The sequence below is a fragment of the Actinomycetota bacterium genome (assembly GCA_004297305.1).
Lineage (GTDB): Bacteria > Actinomycetota > Actinomycetes > S36-B12 > FW305-bin1 > FW305-bin1.
In genome coordinates this window covers 205,864-226,527 of sequence record SCTR01000002.1, presented here as the reverse complement: position 1 = coordinate 226,527, position 20,664 = coordinate 205,864, and the positions used below count along the sequence as shown (strand labels likewise).

General features: G+C 73.9%; 21 protein-coding genes and 2 pseudogenes. 2 read left to right on the top strand and 21 right to left on the bottom strand.

The annotated features are described in order from the left end of the window. Positions 1-36 precede the first annotated feature (36 nt). The 10 genes from argB to EPO13_01420 all read right to left on the bottom strand — a co-directional run bounded on the left by argB (position 37) and on the right by EPO13_01420 (position 10,091). Positions 37-948, bottom strand: a complete 912-nt coding sequence (gene argB / locus EPO13_01465; GenBank protein ID TAK71182.1) for an acetylglutamate kinase — start codon at positions 946-948, stop codon at positions 37-39. Then, on the bottom strand, positions 945-2,096 hold the full coding sequence (gene argJ / locus EPO13_01460) for a bifunctional glutamate N-acetyltransferase/amino-acid acetyltransferase ArgJ (GenBank protein TAK71181.1): 1,152 nt from the start codon (positions 2,094-2,096) through the stop codon (positions 945-947). Before argJ ends, argB begins: the two co-directional genes overlap by 4 nt. Beyond that, a complete protein-coding gene (locus EPO13_01455) occupies positions 2,093-3,124 on the bottom strand; it encodes an N-acetyl-gamma-glutamyl-phosphate reductase (GenBank protein ID TAK71180.1) in 1,032 nt (343 codons plus the stop codon). The genes argJ and EPO13_01455 overlap by 4 nt, the downstream gene beginning before the upstream one ends. A 31-nt stretch (positions 3,125-3,155) precedes the next feature. Next, the gene (locus EPO13_01450) at positions 3,156-5,678 is read right to left on the bottom strand and encodes a phenylalanine--tRNA ligase subunit beta (protein ID TAK71179.1); all 2,523 of its coding nucleotides are present in this window, start codon (positions 5,676-5,678) and stop codon (positions 3,156-3,158) included. Then, on the bottom strand, positions 5,678-6,787 hold the full coding sequence (locus EPO13_01445) for a phenylalanine--tRNA ligase subunit alpha (GenBank protein TAK71178.1): 1,110 nt from the start codon (positions 6,785-6,787) through the stop codon (positions 5,678-5,680). Before EPO13_01445 ends, EPO13_01450 begins: the two co-directional genes overlap by 1 nt. 95 nt (positions 6,788-6,882) lie before the next feature. Then, a complete protein-coding gene (locus tag EPO13_01440) occupies positions 6,883-7,668 on the bottom strand; it encodes a hypothetical protein (protein TAK71177.1) in 786 nt (261 codons plus the stop codon). A gap of 97 nt (positions 7,669-7,765) precedes the next feature. Next, on the bottom strand, positions 7,766-8,596 hold the full coding sequence (locus tag EPO13_01435; GenBank protein TAK71176.1) for an RNA methyltransferase: 831 nt from the start codon (positions 8,594-8,596) through the stop codon (positions 7,766-7,768). 46 nt (positions 8,597-8,642) lie between these two features. Beyond that, on the bottom strand, positions 8,643-9,017 hold the full coding sequence (locus tag EPO13_01430; GenBank protein TAK71175.1) for a 50S ribosomal protein L20: 375 nt from the start codon (positions 9,015-9,017) through the stop codon (positions 8,643-8,645). Between the two features lie 117 nt (positions 9,018-9,134). Next, positions 9,135-9,329, bottom strand: coding sequence for a 50S ribosomal protein L35 (locus tag EPO13_01425; GenBank protein TAK71174.1), 195 nt, complete (start codon positions 9,327-9,329; stop codon positions 9,135-9,137). Positions 9,330-9,464: 135 nt separating this feature from the next. Beyond that, positions 9,465-10,091 (bottom strand): translation initiation factor IF-3, encoded by a 627-nt coding sequence (locus EPO13_01420; protein ID TAK71209.1) that lies wholly within the window; start codon positions 10,089-10,091, stop codon positions 9,465-9,467. Between the two features lie 276 nt (positions 10,092-10,367). On the opposite strand from EPO13_01420, the gene EPO13_01415 reads away from it, so the two are divergent. Next, complete coding sequence (locus tag EPO13_01415) at positions 10,368-10,700, top strand: DUF1844 domain-containing protein (protein ID TAK71208.1); 333 nt, start codon at positions 10,368-10,370, stop codon at positions 10,698-10,700. 43 nt (positions 10,701-10,743) lie between these two features. Here the strand turns inward: EPO13_01415 and EPO13_01410 are convergent, their stop codons facing one another. From EPO13_01410 to EPO13_01380, 7 genes are all read right to left on the bottom strand, one after another. Beyond that, positions 10,744-11,589, bottom strand: coding sequence for an aquaporin (locus EPO13_01410; GenBank protein TAK71173.1), 846 nt, complete (start codon positions 11,587-11,589; stop codon positions 10,744-10,746). A 96-nt stretch (positions 11,590-11,685) separates the two neighbouring features. After that, complete coding sequence (locus tag EPO13_01405) at positions 11,686-12,462, bottom strand: SseB family protein (GenBank protein TAK71172.1); 777 nt, start codon at positions 12,460-12,462, stop codon at positions 11,686-11,688. A gap of 5 nt (positions 12,463-12,467) precedes the next feature. Next, positions 12,468-13,313, bottom strand: coding sequence for an ATP phosphoribosyltransferase (locus EPO13_01400; protein ID TAK71171.1), 846 nt, complete (start codon positions 13,311-13,313; stop codon positions 12,468-12,470). Between the two features lie 68 nt (positions 13,314-13,381). Further along, positions 13,382-13,645 (bottom strand): phosphoribosyl-ATP diphosphatase, encoded by a 264-nt coding sequence (locus EPO13_01395; protein ID TAK71170.1) that lies wholly within the window; start codon positions 13,643-13,645, stop codon positions 13,382-13,384. Positions 13,646-13,654: 9 nt separating this feature from the next. Beyond that, on the bottom strand, positions 13,655-14,119 hold the full coding sequence (locus tag EPO13_01390) for a 6,7-dimethyl-8-ribityllumazine synthase (GenBank protein TAK71207.1): 465 nt from the start codon (positions 14,117-14,119) through the stop codon (positions 13,655-13,657). 44 nt (positions 14,120-14,163) lie between these two features. Continuing rightward, positions 14,164-15,585, bottom strand: coding sequence for a bifunctional 3,4-dihydroxy-2-butanone-4-phosphate synthase/GTP cyclohydrolase II (locus EPO13_01385; GenBank protein TAK71206.1), 1,422 nt, complete (start codon positions 15,583-15,585; stop codon positions 14,164-14,166). A gap of 80 nt (positions 15,586-15,665) precedes the next feature. Further along, complete coding sequence (locus EPO13_01380; protein ID TAK71169.1) at positions 15,666-16,277, bottom strand: riboflavin synthase; 612 nt, start codon at positions 16,275-16,277, stop codon at positions 15,666-15,668. Between EPO13_01380 and EPO13_01375 the strand changes: the two are divergent. After that, positions 16,227-16,421, top strand: a pseudogene (locus EPO13_01375) (hypothetical protein). The gene EPO13_01380 and the pseudogene EPO13_01375 sit on opposite strands and share 51 nt — an antisense overlap. A 24-nt stretch (positions 16,422-16,445) precedes the next feature. On the opposite strand, the pseudogene ribD reads toward EPO13_01375, so the two are convergent. The 4 genes and pseudogenes from ribD to EPO13_01355 all read right to left on the bottom strand — a co-directional run bounded on the left by ribD (position 16,446) and on the right by EPO13_01355 (position 20,657). Then, a pseudogene (gene ribD / locus EPO13_01370) lies at positions 16,446-17,414 on the bottom strand (bifunctional diaminohydroxyphosphoribosylaminopyrimidine deaminase/5-amino-6-(5-phosphoribosylamino)uracil reductase RibD). 41 nt (positions 17,415-17,455) lie between these two features. After that, positions 17,456-18,142 carry a ribulose-phosphate 3-epimerase gene (gene rpe, locus EPO13_01365; GenBank protein TAK71168.1) on the bottom strand — a complete coding sequence of 229 codons (687 nt, stop codon included), beginning with the start codon at positions 18,140-18,142 and terminating at the stop codon, positions 17,456-17,458. A gap of 140 nt (positions 18,143-18,282) precedes the next feature. Continuing rightward, positions 18,283-19,731, bottom strand: coding sequence for an rRNA cytosine-C5-methyltransferase (locus EPO13_01360; GenBank protein TAK71167.1), 1,449 nt, complete (start codon positions 19,729-19,731; stop codon positions 18,283-18,285). Next, positions 19,728-20,657 carry a methionyl-tRNA formyltransferase gene (locus EPO13_01355; protein TAK71166.1) on the bottom strand — a complete coding sequence of 310 codons (930 nt, stop codon included), beginning with the start codon at positions 20,655-20,657 and terminating at the stop codon, positions 19,728-19,730. Before EPO13_01355 ends, EPO13_01360 begins: the two co-directional genes overlap by 4 nt. Positions 20,658-20,664: the final 7 nt, after the last annotated feature.

Sequence of the window (20,664 nt, the reverse complement as noted above, 5' to 3'; positions counted from 1 at the left end):
CCGCGTCGAAGCGTCGCTGCAGGTCCGCCGTGGTGGTCACGAGGTCTCCCCGGTGTCGGCGCGCGGCGCCGGCACCACCATCGTCCCGGCGCCGGTGTCGGTGAACACCTCGAGCAGCATGCTGTGCGGTACCCGCCCGTCGATGACATGGGCCTGCGGTACGCCGCCTCGCACGGCCTCCAGACACGCCGCCATCTTCGGAACCATGCCGCTGTCCAGCGACGGCAGCAGCGCCGCGAGTGCGTCGGCGTCGATCGTGCTGACCACATCGCTGCGAGCCGGCCAGTCGGCGTACAGGCCCTCGACGTCGGTGAGCATCACCAGCTTCTGCGCGCCTATCGCGACCGCGAGTGCGGCCGCCGCGGCGTCGGCGTTGACGTTGTAGATCTGGCCGCCGGCATCCACCGCGATGCTCGACACCACCGGGATCAGCCCCTGGGCCAGCAACGAGTGGACGAGACTGGGACGGACCTCGGTCACGTCGCCGACCAGCCCGATATCGACCGGAACGCCGTCGGCCAGTGCCGATCTCCGTTGCGCCCCGAACAACTGCGCGTCCTCGCCGGACATCCCCACTGCCCACGGGCCGTGGGCGTTGAGCAGGCCCACGATGTCGCGCTGCACCTGGCCGGTGAGCACCATCCGCACGACGTCCATGGCCTCCGGGGTGGTGACCCGATAACCGCCGCGGAACTCCCCCGGAATGCCGAGCCGGTCGAGCATCGCGCTGATCTGCGGACCGCCGCCGTGCACGACCACCGGGCGCAGCCCGGCAAGCCGCAGGAACACGACGTCGGCAGCGAACGCCCGCTTGAGTTCGTCGTCGACCATCGCGTTGCCGCCGTACTTCACCACGACCGTCGCGCCGTGGAACTGCTTGAGCCACGGCAGCGCGGCGGCCAGGACCGCGGCCTTGCCGGCGGGATCGTCGGTGCCCGGGGCGCTCATGTCGAGTACGCCGAGTTCTCGTGGACGTACTGCGACGTCAGGTCGTTGGTCCAGATCGTGGCCCGCTCCTGGCCGGCGCCCAGGTCGACCGTCACGGTCACCAGGCGGCCGGACATGTCCACGCCGCTGCGGTCGTCGCCGGCGGCCCCGTCGCGGCAGACCCAGACATCGTTGATCGCGACCGCCAGGGCCTCGGCGTCGAAGGTGGCGTCGGTGGTGCCCACCGCCGCCAGCACCCGGCCCCAGTTGGGGTCCTCGCCGAAGACCGCGCACTTGAACAGGTTGCTGCGGGCCACCGCGCGGCCGACGAGCACCGCGTCGTCCTCGGTGGCTGCGCCCGTCACGTCGATGCGGATGTCCTTGGTGGCGCCCTCGGCGTCGTGCACCAGCTGCAACGCCAGGTCGGCGCATACCGCGTGGACCGCGGCGGCGAGCTCCTGCGGCGACGGCGTCACACCGGACGCGCCCGAGGCCAGCAGCACGACGGTGTCGTTGGTCGACATGCACCCGTCGGAGTCCACCCGGTCGAAGGTCGTCCGGGTGGCGGCGCGCAGCACGTGGTCGAGGGTGGCGGCGTCGGCGACGGCGTCGGTGGTGAGCACCACGAGCATCGTCGCCAGACCCGGCGCGAGCATGCCCGCGCCCTTGGCCATGCCACCGACGCCGAAACCGGACCCTTCGGCGTCGGCCGTCTTCGGGACCGAGTCCGTGGTCATGATCGCCAGGGCGGCTTCCGGGCCGCCGTCGCCGGCGAGGGCGGCCACCGCGGCGTCGACTCCGGGCAGCAGCAACGGCATGGGCAGCCGGACGCCGATCAGCCCGGTCGAGCAGACCGCGACCTCGCCGGCCCCGCAGCCCAGCCCCTCCGCGACCCGCTCGGCGGTGTGGTGCGTGTCGGCGAACCCGTCGGGCCCGGTGCACGCGTTGGCGCCGCCGGAGTTGAGCACGACCGCGCGCAGCTCGCCTGCGGTGAGGACCTGCTGCGACCACAGCACCGGGGCCGCCTTGACCCGGTTGGCGGTGAAGACCGCCGCAGCCGTCTGCAGCGGCCCGTCGTTGACCACCAGCGCGACGTCGAGGGCGCCGGTGGACTTCAGCCCGGCGCTGATACCGGCGGCGCGGAAACCCCGTGGCGAGGTGACGGTCACGGGGCGATCCCGTGGACGGCCAGGCCGGCGGTCTCCGGCAGGTCCAGGATCAGGTTCGCGTTCTGGATCGCCTGGCCCGCAGCGCCTTTGACCAGGTTGTCCAGCGCAGCGACGATCACGGCGCGACCGGCGTGCAGATCCGCGGCCACCTGCAGGTGCACGCTGTTGCAGCCGAGCGTCGCCGCGGTGCTCGGCCAGCTGCCGGCCGGCAGCACGTGCACGAACGGCTCGGCGGCGTACGCGGCGTGCAGGGCCTCGCGCAGCACGTCCTCGCCGACCTGCGGCGCCAGCCGCGCGGTACACGTGGCGAGGATGCCGCGGGGCATCGGTGCCAGCAGCGGCGTGAAGCCGACGGTGACCGGCGTCCCGGCGGCCTCGGTCAGCGCCTGCTCGATCTCCGGCGTGTGCTGGTGGCTGGCGACCTTGTACGGGCTGATCGAGCCCATGACCTCGCTGGCCAGCAGTCGTTCGGTCGGCTTGCGGCCCGCGCCGGAGGTGCCGGACGCGGCGACCACGACCACGTCGTCCGGCTCGACCAGCCCGGCGGCCAGCACCGGGGCCAACGCCAGCTCGATGGCCGTGGCGTAGCACCCGGGGTTCGCCACACGGGTCGCGGCCGCGAGCTGCGCACGGCGGCCGGGCAGTTCCGGTACGCCGTAAAGCCACTGTCCGGCATGCGAATCCGTGCCGTAGTACGTCGCCCAGGCGGCCGGATCCGCCAGTCGGAAGTCCGCGCCCAGGTCCACCACGGGCTGGTCGGCCGGCAGCGCCCGCACGATCGCCGCGGACTCGCCGTGCGGCAGGGCGAGGAACACCAGGTCCGCCTCGGCGAGGGTGTCCGCGTTCGTCGCGACCAGCTGCAGCCCGGCCAGGTCGACCAGCTGCGGATGGATGGCGGTCAGCGGCTGCCCGGCGTTGCCGGCAGCGGTGACCGGTCCCAGCCGCAGCTGCGGATGGGCGCTGATGAGTCGGACGAGTTCCCCGCCGGCATAGCCGGACGCGCCGGCGACGGCCGCAGTCAGAGTCACGGACGCAGTATACGCATATGCGAATGCAGCGTCAGGCGCTGCGCAGCACGGCACCGTGGCGACGGGTCACCTCGGCCACCGCCGCGTCACGCGCCGCCGCGGTCTCGGCAGCCGACAGCGTCCGGTCGGCCGCGCGGAACCGCAGGGCGAACGCGAGCGACCGACGGCCCTCGCCGACCTGGGACCCGGTGTAGACGTCGAACAGCCGCACCGACTCCAGCAGCTCACCGCCGCCGTGACGCAGCGCGTCGATCACCGCTGCTGCCGGCACCTCTGCCGGCACGACCAGCGCGACGTCCTCCTTGGCCACCGGCATCGTCCCCACTGCCGGGGCCGCCGCGACATCGGCTGCCGCGGCGACCAGCGCGTCGAAGGACAGCTCCATGGCGGCGGTCCGCGGCGGCAGCCCGAGCGCCGCGACGACGCGCGGGTGCAGTTCCCCGGCGTGCCCGATGACCGCATCCGCGACGACCAGCGCGGCGCACCGCCCCGGATGGAACGACGGATCGGTGCCGGCGCGGACCTGCAACGGCGCGCGGACCGCATCGGCGACGGTGGTCGCGGCCGCCACGGCGTCGGCCCAGCCGGCCGGGCGCGCCTCCCCCCACCAGCCCGCCGGAGACCTGTTGCCGCACAAGGCGACCGCGAGGTGGCGGGGCTGGTCGGGCAGCAGCGCCTGGATCGCCTCCAGTTCCGCGGCCGCCGGCCGGCCGGACACCGCCGGGCGCGGCGGACCGGTCGGGCCCGCCGGATCCTGACCCTCGCGCAGCAGCACCACCGGCCCGGCTTCGAACACCGCGATGTCGTCGCTGCCCCGGCTGACGTTGCGCCGCAACGTCGCAAGCAGACCCGGCAGTAGCGTGGTCCGCATCGCCGGCTGCTCGGCCCGCAGCGGGTTGGCCAGCAGCAGCGCGCGACGGCGTGGGTCGCCGGCCGGCAGGCCGATGGCGTCCAGCTCCGCCGGCCCGACAAACGGATACGACAGCACCTCGACGTAGCCCGCGCCGGCCAGCGCCGTCCCCGCGCGCCGCCGCAGCCGCTGCCCGCGGGTCAGTCCCCGGCCGGCCGGCGCGACCGGCAGGCTGGCGGGCACCTCGTCGTACCCGACGAGCCGGATGACCTCCTCCACCAGATCCGCCGGATCGGTGAGGTCGGGCCGCCACGGCGGGGGCGTCACCGCCAGGGAACCGTCCCTTTCGGGCGACCCGTGGCCCGCGGTGACGTCGCAACCGACCGCGCGCAGGTGGCCGATCACGTCGGCGACGCCGATCGCCAACCCGGCGACCGCCGAGGGCCGATCGGGCGGCAACGTGATGACCGTCGGCTCGGCGGGCGCCTCGACCCCGGTCATCCCGAGGTACGAACCGCCGGCGAGCTCCAGCAGCAGCGCCACGGCGCGGGCCGAGGCGTACGGTGCCAGCACGCGGTCCACACCCCGCTCGAAGCGGCGCGACGCCTCGCTGGACAACCGATGCCGGCGCGACATCCGCCCGACGACTGCGGCGGCGAAGTGCGCTGCCTCCAGCGCCACCGCGGTCGAGGCCGGGCCGATCTCCGTGTCAGCGCCACCCATCGTGCCGGCCAACCCGATCGCACCCCGGTCGTCGGCGATGACCAGATCGTCGGGATCCAGGTCTCGCACGACGTGGTCGAGGGTCTGCAGCTGTTCGCCGCGGCGGGCGCGGCGCGCGGTCACCGGCCCGCGCAGCGCGGCCAGGTCGAACGCATGCAGCGGCTGCCCGGTCTCCAGCATCACGTAGTTGGTGACGTCGACCACGAGGGACACCGGCCGCACCCCGCACGCGCGTAGCCGGCGCCGCAGCCACGGCGGGGTCGGCACCGCCGGGTCCAGCCCGACGACGGTGCGTAGCGTGAACAGGTCGCACGACGCCAGGTCCTCACTGGCGCACGGGTGCGGCTGGCCGCCGGGGCTCGGTTCGCCGAGGTCGACCAGCTGCGTGCCGGGGTCGGTGAACGCCACGCCGTACGCCGTCGCGGCTTCGCGGGCCAGCCCGCGGATGGACAGGCAGTAGCCACGGTCGGGTGTCACGGCGATGTCGAGGACCTCGTCACCGATCCCGAGCAGCGGGCCCGCATCGTCGCCGGGGTCGGCCGACCCGTTGGGCAGCACCAGGATCCCGGCGTGATCGTCGCCCAGCCCGAGTTCGCGCTCCGAGCAGATCATCCCGTCGGAGGTGCGGCCGTACGTCCGGCGCGCGCCGATGGCGAACCCCCCCGGCAGCACCGCACCCGGCAGTGCGACGACGACAAGGTCTCCGGTGGTGAAGTTCCTTGCGCCGCAGATGATCCCGCGGGTCCCGCCGTACGCCGGACCGACGTCGACACCGCAGTACCGGATCGGCTTGGCGAACTCCGTCAGCTCCTCGATCGCCACGACCCGTCCGGTGACCACCGGCCCGCTCACGCCGGCACCGATCCGGTCCACCGTCTCGACTTCGAGCCCGGCGCGGATCAACCGGTCGGCGAGCTGCCGGCCGGTGACGTCGGCTGGCAGCGCCGCGAACTCGCGCAGCCACGACAACGGGGCGCGCATCAGGCCTCCAGCCCGAACGGCAGGGTGAAGCGGACGTCGCCCTCGACGATGTCGCGCATGTCGGTGACCCCGTGGCGGAACATCAGCGTCCGCTCGATCCCCATGCCGAAGGCGAAGCCGCTGTAGCGGTCCGGGTCCACGCCGGCGGCCACCAGCACCCGGGGGTTGACCATGCCGCAGCCGCCCCACTCGATCCAGCCCTCGCTGCCGCAGGTACGGCAGGGATGCTCGTCGTCGCCGACCGAGGCGCCCCGGCAGACGAAGCACTGCAGGTCGACCTCGGCGGACGGCTCGGTGAACGGGAAGTACGACGGGCGCAGCCGGGTCCGCAGGCCCGGTCCGAACATCGCCGCGGCGAAGTGGTCGAGCGTGCCCTTCAGGTGCGCCATGGTGATGCCCTCGTCGACCACGAGGCACTCGACCTGGTGGAACACCGGGGTGTGCGTGGCGTCCAGCTCGTCGGTGCGGTACACCCGGCCGGGGCACACGACGTAGACCGGCAGTTCGCGGGTGAGCAGGGACCGGATCTGGACCGGCGACGTGTGGGTCCGCAGCACCACACCGGAATCGGGACTGCCGACGAAGAAGGTGTCCTGCATCGACCGCGCCGGGTGATCCGGCCCCAGGTTGAGCGCGTCGAAGTTGAACCACTCCGCCTCGACCTCGGGACCTTCGGCCACCTCGTACCCCATCGCGACGAACACGTCGGCGATCCGCTCCTGCAAGGTCGTCAGCGGGTGGCGGGCACCGCGCGGATCGCGGTCGTAGGGCAACGTGACGTCGACGGCCTCCTCGATCAACACCCGTTGATCGCGCTGCGCAGCCAACTCCGCCTCGCGGGCCTCGACGGCGGTGGCGACCGTGCGGCGCGCGCTGCCGACCCGCTTGCCGGCGTCGGCCTTGGCCGCCGGCGGCAACGCCCCGATCTCCCGGTTGGCCAGCGCCAGCGGGGAGCGGTCGCCAGCGTGCGCCAGCCGGACCGCCTTGAGTTCGTCGAGGTCGCCTGCGGCGGCGATGGCCGCCAACGCAGCAGCGACGTTCCCGTCGATCACCGCCGGGGCGAGGGCCGCGACCTCGACCGGGTCGTAGGACTTGTTCGGGGCGGACACGACGCACCTTCGTGCTCGGGGACAGCGGTCCCGGCCTGCGCCGAGCCGGGCGGAGGCGGGTGGCCGGCAGTCTAGGGGGGCCGGCTCGACCGCCCTCAGGCCTCCGACATCATGTCGGACCCCGGCGTCGCGCCGGACAGGCCGAGCGCGGCTGCGCGCGCTGCCCGCCGGCTGGCGGCCTCGTGCTCGGCGGCGGCGATCACGTCCGCCGGCAGCGGGACCGAGGCCACCCGGTCCTGGCCGTGATACCGGCCGACCCAGTCCTGCAACGACGGACCGGACTCGTACGACGTGATGAGGCTGTAGCGCGGCCCGGGCCCCGGGTGCCAGACGGCGTGCCAGAGCCGCTGGGTGTCGATCAGCACCTGCGAACCGGCCGGCAACGGGATGCGGGTCTCGGTGGCCGGGTCGTCACGGGACTCCCGCAACACCATCACCGAGTCCGGGTCGTCGGTGAGGTTGAAGAACGCCCGCACGATCCACCCCGTGCCTTCGGGGTTGAGCCGGTTGTTGTCGTCGCGGTGCAGGTTGTACACCGAGTCGGCGTACGAGTTCGGCTGCAACTCGATGACCCGGCAGCGGCCGATGTTCGCGCCGGGCTCCGTGGCGCGCGCCACCAGCCGCGGTGCCCGGGCGACGTTGGCGGCCACCCACACGCCGTCCTTGTCCGTCTTCGGCGGGGTGTGGTTCCAGAAGCCGTCGCATTCCAGGTCGCCGTACGCCGAGGCCAGCGGGCTGAAACGGGTGTCGCCACTGGACTTCCAGTCGACGAACTCCAGATCGAGCCACTCGGCCGGGTCGGCGGCCTGGTCGTAGCGGTCCAGCACGGCATAGCCGGTGGCGTCCAGGATCGGCAGCGTCGTGTAGGCCGCCGGGCTCATCGTCGTCATCGGAAACGCCGTCTCCGTTCTGCTCCAGGTGGGCACCCACGCGAGCGTCGCGGGCGCCTCGACCGCCGTGAGGTCGTCGTACCGTCCGTCATTGTGGCCCGACCGGCGCCGGCAACCCGGGCCGCACACGCTGGGCCCGGGCACTCGCGTACAGGCACACCGCCGCCGCCACGCCCAGGTTGAGACTCTCCGCCCGGCCGTGGATGGGGACCGCGACGACCGCGTCGGCGGCGGCGGCGGTCGTCGCGGGCAGCCCGTGCGCTTCGTTGCCGATCAGCCAGGCGGTGGGGGCGGCGAGCCGGCCGCTGTCGGCCAGCTCGTCGAGGTCGACCGGCCCGGCTCCGTCGGTGGCGAACACCTGTAGGCCCGCATCGCGCAACGCGGCGACGGCGGCCGCGGCGGCGACGCCGGTGACGATCGGCAAATGGAAGATCGAGCCGGTGGTGGCGCGCACGCACTTGCCGTTGTAGGGGTCGACGCTTCCCGCACCCAGCACGACCAGCTCCGCCCCGGCAGCGTCGGCGGTACGGATCACGGTGCCGACGTTGCCCGGGTCCCGCGCCGCGTCGAGCACGATGGCCATCCGGGGCCGGCGCCGCAGCGCCTCATCGAGCCCGACGTCGAGGAACCGGCATACCGCGACCACGCCCTGCGGCGTCACGGTCTGGGCCACCGCGGCGATGACGTCGTCGGAGCAGGTGGTGAGCCGCACCCCGGCGGCCTGCAGGCCCGGGTGCCGGGACAGCGCTGCCGGAGTGACCAGCAGGTCCTCGACCGCACCGGCCGCCAGCGCCTCGATCGTCGCCTGGGGCCCCTCGACCAGGAAACGCCGCTGCTTGTCCCGCCAGGACCGCGACGCCAGCCGCGCCAGCCGCGACACCCGGGTCGAGCGGGGGTTGGTCAGGTCGGCGGCAGTCACGCGAACCGTCGAGGGGCAGCCGCGGCGTCGGCGTTCGGACGCGGCGTCAGGCGGCGGCGCCGTCCGCCGGCAGCGCCTCGCGCGCCACGTTCACCAGCGCGGTGAAGGCAGCGGCGTCGCTGACGGCGAGCTCGGCGAGCATCCGGCGATCGACCTCGACGCCGGCCGCCTTCAGCCCCTGGATGAAGCGGTTGTACGTCAGGCCGTTGGCCCGCGCCGCGGCGTTGATGCGGGTGATCCACAACTGCCGGAAGTCGCCCTTGCGCTTGCGGCGGTCGTTGTACGCGTAGACCAGCGAGTGAGTGACCTGCTCCTTGGCCTTGCGGTACAGCCGGGAACGCTGCCCGCGGTAGCCACTGGCACGTTCGAGGACCTCACGACGCTTCTTCTGGGCGTTGACCGCCCGCTTCACCCGTGCCACTGCGAACTCCTTGCTCGATCGATCGGGATCGGACCTGCGGGCCGACCCGGGGTACGACGGGGCGCCGTGGACGGCGCCGGGACATGCGCTGGCCGGCCGGTGCGGACGGCGCGCTGCTCAGATGCCGAGGAGCCGCTTCACCTTGCTGACGTCGGCCGGCGCGACCTGCTGGTCGAGGGCGAGCTTGCGGGTCCGCTTGGAGGACTTGCCCTCCAGCAGGTGGCGGCGGTTGACCTGCTCGTGGGTCAGCTTCCCGGAGCCGGTGACCTTGAACCGCTTCTTGGTGCCGCTGTGCGTCTTGTTCTTCGGCATTGCGCCGCTCTCCTCGTGTCCGTCGTACGCGGGTCCTGCTGCCGTTCTCGTCCAGTCGTTCTCGTCCAGCCGTGCTTTGCTCGCCGTGCTGTGGCGCCGGCCGGCCTCGTACCGCGGGCCCGCCGCGTGATGCGGTCAGGCCTCGGCGGCGGCCTGGACCCCGGCGAGCTTCTCGGCCGCCAGTGCGGCCTTCGCCTCGGTCTTCTTCCGGTGCGGGGCCAGGACCATGATCATGTTGCGGCCGTCCTGCTTGGGGTTGGACTCCACGAACCCCAGGTCGGCCACGTCCTCGGCCAGCCGCTGCAGCAGCCGGAAGCCGAGTTCCGGCCGGGACTGCTCCCGCCCGCGGAACATGATCGTGATCTTGACCTTGTCCCCGGCCTTGAGGAATCGCACGACGTGACCCTTCTTGGTCTCGTAGTCGTGCGGATCGATCTTGGGCCGGAGCTTCATCTCCTTGATGATCGTGTTGACCTGCTTCTTGCGGTCCTCACGAAGCTTCATGGCGGACTCGTACTTGAACTTGCCGTAGTCCATGAGCTTGCAGACCGGGGGCTTGGCCAGCGGCGCCACCTCGACCAGGTCGAGGTCGGACTCACCCGCCAGTCGCAGCGCATCCTCGATGCGGACGATGCCGACCTGCTCGCCGTTGGGACCGACGAGCCGCACCTCGGGGACGCGGATCCGATCGTTGATCCGTGGTTCGACGCTGATAGCGCCTCCTTGCTCGCAGTGGGTGGAGGATCGACTTCGGGCGCGCAGGCCCCTCCACGACGAAGGCCTCCGCACGATGCGCGCGGAGGCCTCGACCGGGACGACCGACCCGCTCGCGCGGCGCTGTCGAGCACGCCTGGCGAGCAACCGGCGACCGGACCCGCGACCTTGTCGAGCGGTCGAAGGTGGGAACCGAGGGGGCTCCGCTTTGCAGACCCGGCGGTGAGGCCGGGGCGGTCAGTCTGACAGGGTACCAGCATGGTTGCGGGCGGCACGGCTGATGGCGAGACAGCTAGCGGCGCCGCCCCGGGCGAGGGTGAGCAGCTGGCGGCCGCCGCCGAGCGCGACCTGGCCGACGTTCCTGCGGTCGAGGTCGTGACCACCGTCGCGGTGCACCTGATGAGCGCGGCGGCCGTGAAGTGCGGTCTCGGCGAGGGCCCCGAAGCCCACCGGGAGCGCGATCTGGCCGAGGCGCGGATCCTCATCCAGGCCCTCGCGGGCCTGGTGACCGCCAGTGCACCGGATCTGGGCAACGCTCACGCCGCTCCGCTGCGGGACGGCCTGAAAGCGTTGCAGCAGGCGTTCCGGGAGGCGTCTGCCATCCCGGACGCCACCGGTCAGGGTCCGGGCGAGCGGCTGACCGGCCCGGTCCACTGACAGCGAGCCGCTGACCGACTTGTCGCCCCGGCCAGGCCGCGTCTCAGACCTCCTTGGTGCCGCCCTCGAACGCCTCGGGAGCTCCTTCGTACTCCGGCGCCCAGCTCGGCGCCGCGTCGACCGGCTGGTCGGGCACCCGGACGACGTACCAGATCAGCGCGGCGACGATGCCGCCGACCAGCGGCGCCACGATGAACAACCAGACCTGGGACAGAGCCGTGCCGCCCTCGAACAGCGCCGGGCCGAGCGAGCGGGCCGGGTTCACCGAGGTCCCGTCGAGCGGGATCCCGACCAGATGGACGACCAGCAGCGCCCCGCCGATCGCGAGGCCCGCGAAGCCCGGTGCGGCAACCTTCTCGGTCACCAGCAGGATGACCAACACGAAGACGGCGGTCAGCACGACCTCGAGCACGAAGGCACCGACGCCGTTGATGTGCGGGCCCCAGCCGTTGGTCCCGAGGGCGCCGGTCTGGTCCTTGACGTCGAAGGAACTGACGAACAGCTTCAGCAGCGCGCCGCCGGCGATGCCCCCGAGGAACTGCACGACCCAGTACGGCACCGCCTCGACCACGGACATCCGGCGCGAGACGACCATGCCGATGGTCACGGCGGGGTTGATGTGGCAGCCGGAGATTGGCCCGATCGCGTAGGCCGCGAAGACCAGGACGAAACCGAAGGCGGCGGCCACACCCAGCGTCCCGGAGCCCGGTCCGGAGCCGGCGCCGACGGGGCCGGTGATCCCGAAGACCGCCGCACCGACGGCGAGGAACACCAGAGCGAACGTGCCGACGAACTCCGCGATCAGCTTGCGGGCCACGATGACTCCCGGGGACGGAGGTCTCAGGCGGGCGCCGCGGGCCCGCAACCGAAGGGTGGCAGAAAGATCCATCCGATTGAAGCGCGTCGGCATGTGCCGGCGAGCCGCGCCGGTCATCCGGCGGCCGCGCCGCCGGTCAGGCGGGTCGTACGGCGGCTGCGCCGGCGCTCAGGCGGGTCGTACGGCGATCGCCGCGCTGCCGGTCAACCGTTGCCGCACCACCGGCAGCGTCGCCACGTCGTGACCGGCCCGCGTCGCCACGTCGACCACCGCCGCCGGTGACATCGCCGGATCGTGGCTGAGGGTCACCAGCAACTCCACGTCGCCCGTCCCGCGTTCGATCGACACGCCGTGGACGCCGGGCAGCCCGGCCACAACCGCCTCGATCCCGCGGCGCACCTGTGGGTCGGCGTGGATCGGATACCAGGGCCGGCCGTCGGCCAGCGCGGCAACCGCCGCCCCCGGCACGGCGAACGGGTGCGGCCCGCCGAGGTCGAGGACGATCGCGTCGCTGTCGTCCTGCAAGGCTGCCGCGGCCGCCCGGGCGGCGCTGGCGGCGACGGGCCGGGCCGCGGCGTCCCAGGCCGCCATCGCGTCGAGCCCGGTGAACGCGATCAGCGCCCGGCGTCCGTCAGGCTGCAGCAGGCTCGCGGTGGCCAGGTGACTGTCCTTCTCCCGCCGCAGTGCCGCGGCGCCGGCGACCGGCTCGGCGACCTCGTCCTGGACGGAGTCCAGGACGGCGACGACGGGCACCAGCAGCCGCGTCGCCGCGAGCGCCGCGACGACGTCGTACGCACTCGCGGCGCCTCGAGCGTGCCGGGCGAGCGCATCCCGCAGGGCCGGATCCGGTGACCCGTCGTCGGATCCGAAGCCCGGATCGGGGATCTGCCGGCCCGAACCGCCGGCCGGCAGGTCCGCGGCGCGCGCGTCGGGGTGGGTCGGCATACCGATCAGAGCCGGCAGGCGGCGATCGCCGTCACGAGGATCCCCCGGCCGCCCAGGTCGTACAGGTCGTCCATGACCCGGTGGATGTCGGGCTTGGGAACCATGGCCCGGACCGCGACCCAGCCCTTGTCGTGCAGCGGTGAGACGGTCGGCGACTCGAAGCCGGGGGTGATGGCACAGGCCTTCTCGACCAGCTCCACCCGCATGTCGTAGTCGACCAGGACGTAGCTGCGGGCGACCATCACGCCCTGCAGCCGCCGGATGAACGTGTCCACCGCCGCGTCCGCCGGCGCGCTGCTGGGCCGCACCACGAGCGCCTCGCTGACCAGCAGCGGCTCCCCCACGATGTCCAGGCCGGCCAGCCGCAGCGTCGTTCCGGTGTCGACCACGTCGGCCACCACGTCGGCCACCCCGAGCCGGACCGCGTTCTCGACCGCCCCGTCCAGCCGCACCACGTGGGCGGCCAGGCCACGCGAGTCAAGCCACTGCTGCAGGACCCCGACGAACGACGTCGCGATCCGCTTGCCGGCCAGGTCCGCCAGCGACGTCAGAGCGCCGGGCGGGGCAGCGATCCGGAACGTGGAGCCGGCGAACCCCAGCGCCAGGACCTCCCGGGCGTCCGCGGCAGAGTCCAGCAGCAGATCCCGGCCGGTGATGCCGACGTCGAGGGTGCCGGCCCCCACGTACGTCGCCACGTCACGCGGCCGCAGGAAGAAGAACTCCACGTCGTTGTCCGGGTCCTGGACGACCAGGTCGCGGACTCCCACGCTGCGCAGGTACCCGGCCTCCTGCAGCATCTGGCGGGCCGGCTCGGCCAGTTGGCCCTTGTTCGGCAGGGCGATGCGCAGCATCGGGACCTCTCTGGGACGGGACTGTCGCAACGGGACCGGCGGGCGGCCGGCGGCTGCCGTACGGCGAGCTACAGGTGGGCGTACACGTCGTCGAGGGTGAGCCCGGCAGCCAGCACGAGGACCTGCAGGTGGTACAGCAGCTGCGCGATCTCTTCGGCGGTGCGGACCGAACCCTCGTGCTCGGCGGCCATCCAGACCTCGGCGGCCTCCTCGACGATCTTCTTGCCGACGGCGTGGACGCCGGCACCGACCAACGCCACCGTGCCGGAGGCAGGGTCGGCGGCGGCCACCTTGGCCGACAGTTCGGCGTACAGCTCGTCGAAGGTCTTCACGGCGCCACCCTAGTGACGGGCCTGCCGGGGCGACGGCGTCGATCCGGTGCCGCTACGCAACGCCCGCAGCGCGAGGGCCGTCGCCAACGCGGCCTGCACCGCCTCGGCGCCCTTGTCCTCGACCGAACCGGGCAGCCCGGCGCGATCCAGTGCCTGCTGCTCGGTGTCGCAGGTGAGCAGCCCGAAGCCGATGGGGACCGCGGTGTCCAGCGCGACGCGGGCGAGGCCCGCGGTCGCCGCATCGCAGACGAAGTCGAAATGCGGTGTGCCGCCGCGGATCACGACGCCGAGGGCGACGATGGCGTCGACCCCGCGACGGGCGCACTCCTGGGCGACGATCGGCAGCTCGAACGCCCCGGGGACCCGCACCACCTCGGCGGGCACGCCCAGCCGCTCGCACTCGGCGAGCGCCGCGTCCAGCAGCCCCTGCATCACCGTGTCGTGCCAGCTGGCCGCCACGATCACGACCTGCAGGCCGTCCGCGCGCTCCAGCAGCGACCCGGGCCCGCCGCCGCCGGTCACGTCGCCCCGCCGGGGGCGCCGGCCGCGGGGCTGCCGAGCGCCTCCTCGGTCAGCGTGTGGCCCAACCGGTTCCGCTTGGTGCGCAAGTAGGCGAGGTTGTGATCGTTGGGCGTCACCTCCAGCGGCACCGTCTCGACGATCGCCAGCCCGTAGCCGTCCAGCCCGGCCCGTTTGCGGGGGTTGTTGGTGAGCAACCGCATCCGGCGTACGCCGAGGTCGGCGAGGATCTGCGCGCCGGTCCCGTAGTCGCGCGCGTCGGCCGGCAGGCCCAGGTCGAGGTTGGCGTCGACGGTGTCACGGCCGGTGTCCTGCAGCGCGTAGGCCCGCAGCTTGTCCACCAGCCCGATACCCCGGCCCTCGTGCCCGCGCAGGTAGAGCACCACGCCGCGGCCGGCCGCGGCCACCTGCCGCATCGCGGCGTGCAGCTGCGGGCCGCAGTCGCACCGCAACGAGCCGAACACGTCGCCGGTGAGGCACTCCGAGTGCACCCGCACGAGCAGGTCGTTGCCGTCGCCGATACGCCCGCGCACCAGCGCGACGTGCTCGACGCCGTCCAGCACGGAGCGGTAGCCGACCGCCCGGAAGTCACCGAACTCGGTCGGCAGCGACGTCTCGGCGACCCGGGCGACCTGCGTCTCGGTCCGTCGGATGTGGGCGATCAGATCGGCGATGGAGATCATCGGCAGGTCGTGCTCGTCGGCGAACGCCCGGCACTGCGCCGCCCGCATCATCGACCCGTCGTCGTTGACCAGCTCGCACAAGGCGCCGGCCGGTGCCAGGCCGGCGAGCCGGGCGAGGTCCACGGTGGCCTCGGTGTGGCCGGGGCGGCGCAGCACGCCGCCTTCGACGGCCCGCAGCGGCACGACGTGCCCCGGCCGGGTCAGGTCGTCCGGATCGGTTGCGGAGTCCCCCAGCACCCGGATCGTGCGGGCACGGTCGGCTGCGGAGATCCCGGTGGCCGCGACGTCCCGCGCGTCCACCGACACGTGGTACGCCGTACCCCGCCGGTCCTGGTTCACCGCGGCGGCCGGCGGCAGGTGCAACCGGGCCAGTTCGGCGGCCGGCAGTGCGACGCAGATGTAGCCGGACGTATGCCGGATCATGAACCCGACCAGGGCCGCGGTGGCCATCGACGCCGCGAAGATCAGGTCGCCTTCGTTCTCGCGGTCCTCGTCATCGACGACGACGACCGGCCGGCCGGCACGGATCGCCGCGATCGCCGCCACGACCGGGTCCAGCCGGACGCCGCCGGCCCCGACGGACACCAGCCCCCCCGGACGCGGCACCGACGTCTGCTGCTCCGCGGCGCCGTCGCTGTCCTGGGAATCGCTGTCTCCCGGGACATCGCCGTCCTTCTGGGACCTGCTGCGCTGCAGCGGATCGCTGGGCTCCGCCGAGTCGCTTCGTCCGTCGGCCATGCCGTGCGGTGCGCTGTCGCGGGCGGCCGCAGGCTCGTCGGCGTCCGCGGCATCCTCGGCGAAGATCGCGTCCGCGGGAATCATGCGGTCCTCCAGCCCATCAGGCGTTCCACGTACTTGGCGACGACGTCGACCTCGAGGTTCACCGCGTCGCCGATCCCTTTGCGTCCCAAAGTGGTCAGGGACAGTGTCGTCGGGATCAGCGACACGCTGAACCACGGGCCGTCCTCGCCCTGCCCGACGTCGACGACGGTGAGGGACACGCCGTCGACGGTGATGGAGCCCTTGGCCACGACGTACCGTGCCAGATCGACCGGCAGCGACACCCGGACGACCTCCCAGTGCTCGGCCGGCTCGCGCGCCACCAGCCGGCCCGTCCCGTCGACGTGACCCTGTACGAGGTGCCCACCGAGCCGGGTGGCGAGCGTGACCGGGCGTTCGAGGTTGACCGGCGATCCGGGGACCAACTCGGCCAGGCACGACCGCAGCAGGGTCTCGCGCATGACGTCGGCCGCGAAGGTGTCCGCAGCGTGTTCGGTGACGGTCAGGCAGACGCCGTTGACCGCGATCGAGTCGCCGTACCCGGCGTCGGCGGTGACCACCGGACCCCGCACCACCAGGCGCGCGGCGTCGCCGGCGAGCTGTTCGACCGCGACGACCTCGCCGAGCTCTTCGACGATGCCGGTGAACACCTAGCGCCTCCTGCTGTCGGGTGCCGTGCCACTGCCGTCGGGTGCCGTGCCACTGCCGTCGGGTGCCGTGCCACTGTCGTCGGGTGCCGTGCCACTGCCGGATCCGGGGCCACTGCCGTCGGGTGCCGTGCCACTGCTGCCGGGTACGGCGTCGACCGGCCGCAGGTCGACCCGCAGATCGACACCGACCCGGCGGACGTCGCTGATCTGCCACCGCAACGCCGCGTCGATCGTCGGCATGCCCGCGTCGGCCAAGGCCGACGGTCCCGCGCCCAGCAGGGCCGGCGCGACGTACCAGCAGAGCCGGTCGACCAGGCCGGCCGCGACGAAGGCGGCGGCCAGCGTCGGGCCGCCCTCGAGCAGCACGTGGCGGATCTCGCGGTCGTGCAGCGCCGCCAGCACGGCGGCCGGATCGCGGGTCGGCAGCAGCAGGGTCGCGGCGGCGTCGTCGAGCACCCGGGCACCCGGCGGCAGCGGCCGCTGCCCGACCACGACGCGCAGCGGTTGGCCGGCCGCGAGCGCCCCGTCCGGCCCCCGGACGGTGAGCTGCGGGTCGTCGGCGAGCGCGGTGCCGGTCCCGACGACGATCGCGCCGACCGCCGCCCGCAGCCGGTGCGCGTCGGCCCGGGCAGCGGCGCTGCTGATCCACCGGCTGCTGCCGTCGGCGGCAGCGACCCGGCCGTCCAGGGTGGCCGCCACCTTCCAGGTCACCAGCGGCCGGCCGTGGCTGACCGCGAACGTCCACGCCTCGTTCAGTGCCGCGGCCTGCTCGGCCAGCACACCACCCACGACCGCCACGCCGCTGCCGGCGAGGGTCGTCGCACCGCCGGCGGCGACCGCGTGGGGGTCGGCTTGCGCGTAGACCACGCGCCGGACGCCGGCGGCCAGCAGTGCCCGGGTGCACGGTCCGGTCCGGCCGGTGTGGTCGCACGGCTCGAGGGTCACCACGACCGTGGCACCGGCGGCCGCGGCGCCGGCGGCCGCCAGCGCGACCACCTCCGCGTGCGGCGTGCCGGCACCGTGATGTGCTCCGGTGGCCACGACGGTGCCGTCGGCAGCGAGCACCACCGCGCCGACCCGCGGGTTCGGCCCGGGCATCGGCCCGACCGCGGCTGCCAGGTCGAGGGCCTGCCGCATCGCCGACAGTTCGCCGACAGTCGGCTGGCCGGGCGTCGGGGTCAGTGGCCGGCCCACCACGACGTGCTGGCAGCAGCCTGCGCCGCGGCCCGCAGCCCGGCGACGGCCTGCGCGGGATCCGGCGTACCGAACACCGCGGAACCGGCGACGAAGACGTCGGCACCCGCGTCGGCGCACACCTCGATGGTCTGCTCGGTGACGCCGCCGTCGACCTGCAGCCAGACCTGCAGGTCCCGGCCCTTGAGCAGTTCGCGGGTACGCCGGATCTTCGGCACGACCGCGTCCAGGAACCGCTGGCCGCCGAAGCCCGGCTCGACGGTCATCACCAGCAGCATGTCCAGCTCGTCGAGCAGGTCGGCGTACGGATCGACCGGCGTCGCCGGCTTCAGCGCCATCCCGGCGCGGGCGCCGGCCGCCCGCAGCGCGCGAGCCAGCCGGACCGGCGCCGCGGCAGCCTCGACGTGGAACGTCACGCTCGCCGCGCCGGCCTCGGCGTACGCCGGTGCCCAACGGTCGGGGTCGGCGATCATGAGGTGGCAGTCGACCGGAGTCCGTACCGCGGCGAGCAGCGACTCGACGACCGGCAGGCCCAGGGTCAGGTTCGGCACGAAATGGTTGTCCATCACGTCGACGTGCAGCCAGTCGGCGACGTCGGCGACCTTGGCGCAGTCCTCGGCGAGCCGGGCGAAGTCGGCCGACAGGATGCTCGGCGAGATCTGCAGGCCCATGCCGCCGGAGGCTACCCGGCCGCCCGACGCCACCGGTGGGCACACCGAGCGGCGACGACGACGCCGGCCGATACGGCAGAACGGTCAGTCGCCACGGATCGGTCAGCCCCTGCCGCGTCGTCGGCCGCCGCAGCCCGCGGTCAGTCGGTGCGACGGATGACGGCCAGGAACATCCCGTCGGTCCCGTGCAGCTGCGGCCACAGCCGCAGGAACGGGCCTGGGCCGGTCTGCGGCACCGACGGCAGCAGGGCGCGGGCGTCGGTCAGCACCGCGTCGGGGCGGGCACGCAGCACGTCGGCGACGACGAGTTCGGTCTCGGCCAGATGCGGCGAACAGGTGGCGTAGGCCACCACGCCGCCCGGCCGTACGGCGTCGAGCGCGGCGGCCAGCAGCTGCCGCTGCAGCGGACCCAGCGCCGCCACGTCGCCGGGCGTCCGCCGCCAGCGGGCCTCCGGACGGCGGCGCAGCACGCCCAGCCCGGTGCACGGCACGTCGGCCAGCACCCGGTCGAACGTGCCGGGCGGCCAACGCCGGTCCCGGCCGTCGGCCTCTATCACCTCGTGCCGGCCCGGCATTGCGCGCAGCGCACCGCGGACCAGCGCCGCCCGGTGCGGCTGCGGTTCCACGGCGGTCAGGCTCCCGCCGCGGGCCGCGACGAGGCCGGCCAGCAGGGCCGCCTTCCCGCCGGGGCCGGCGCACAGGTCCAGCCAGCAGGCGTCCGGACCGTCCACCGCCGCCGCGGCGAGCGCCAACGCGACCAGCTGGCTGCCTTCGTCCTGCACACCGGCGCGCCCGTTCGCCACGACGTCGAGGTCGTGGGGCGCGCCGTGCGCCAGCCGACCGGCGTACGGCGACCAGCGACCTGGCTCGACCCCGGGAATGGCCTGCAGCGCAGCCGGTTCCAGGGCACCCGGACGTGCCACGAGGGTGACCGCCGCCGCCTCGTTATCGGTCCGGAGCAACTCCTGCGTGGCGTCCCAGGATCCGCCGAGCACGTCGTGCAGGGCGCTGACGATCCAGCGTGGATGCGACCAGGCGACGGCGAGGTGACCGGCCGGGTCGCTCGCCCGATCCGGCGCCACGGCGGCGACCCACTCGTCCCGGGACCGGCGCAGGACCTGGCGCAGCACGGCGTTGCCGAGCCGGGCTGCCCCGTCGCCGGCGACGTCGCGGGCCAGGTCGACCGTCGTCGCGACCGCCGCGTGGGGCGGTACCCGCATCCCGAGCACCTGGTGGCAGCCCAGCCGCAGCAGGTCGCGCACCCGCGGATCCGCCTGTGGCAGCGGACGATCCAGGCAGGCCCCGAGGATCTCGTCGTACAGGCCCTGCCAGCGCAGTGTCCCGAAGGCCAGCTCGGTGGCGAAAGCGGCGTCGCGGCCGGTGAGCCGGTCACGGCGCAACAGGGCGGGCAGCGCGAGGTTGGCGTAGGCGCCCTGCGCGCCGACCTCGTGCAGCAGGTCGTAGGCGGCGCGGCGAGCCGGATCAGCCGGGACAGCGGTTGCCAGCCGGCGAGGTCGCCGGGTGGCCGGCGGCCGGCCGTGGTGCGGCGTCGCGCGCTTCGGCCGGCCGCTGCCGGAGGACTCGCTCACTGCAGCCCGGCGGCGGGGTCCAGCCGCTGCCCGCGGGCCCAGTCGGCGGCCGGCATCTCCTTCTTCCCTTGCTGCTGAACGGATCCGAGCGCCACCGCGCAGGTCGCCGTACCGACCAGGACGCGACGCCGCTCGATCCGCAGCTGTCCCGGCGCGAGGTCGGCGACGTCGGGGGCGACGACGACGCCGCGCAGCTTCAGTCGTGCCTGGCCGAGCATCGTCCACGCGCCCGGTTCCGGCGTCGCGGCCCGGACCAGCCGGTCCACCCGGACCGCCGGGGCGGTCCAGTCGACCCGCACATCCTCGACCGACAGCTTGGGAGCCAACGAGATCCCGTCGGCCGGCTGCGGCCTCGGCCGCAACGTGCCGTCGGCGATCCCGTCCAGCGTCGCCAGCAGCAGCCCGGCCCCGGACACCGCGAGCCGATCGAGCAGGGAGCCGCTGGTGTCGTCCGGGCGGATCGCCTCGGTCACCACGCCGTACACCGGTCCGGTATCCAGCCCCGCCTCGATCTGGAACGTCGACGCCCCGGTGATCTGATCCCCGTGCAGCACAGCGTGTTGCACGGGTGCTGCGCCACGCCAGGCCGGCAGCAACGAGAAGTGCAGGTTCACCCAGCCGTGGTGCGGGACCGCCAGGGCCGCGGGCGGGAGCAGGCCGCCGTACGCCACCACCGGCGCGCACTGCGGCGCGAGTTCCGCCAGCCGGCGCAGGAACTCCGGTTCGCCCGGACGCGCCGGGGTCAGGACGTCCACCCCGGCCTCACGGGCCGCGACCGCCACCGCGGACGACGTCAGCGACCGGCCTCGGCCGGCCGGCGCGTCGGGCCGGGTGAGCACGGCCACGACCTCGTGCCGGGGCGACCCCAGCAGGGCGTGCAGCGACGGCAACGCGACCGCCGGACTACCGGCGAACAGCAGGCGCACCTGCCCG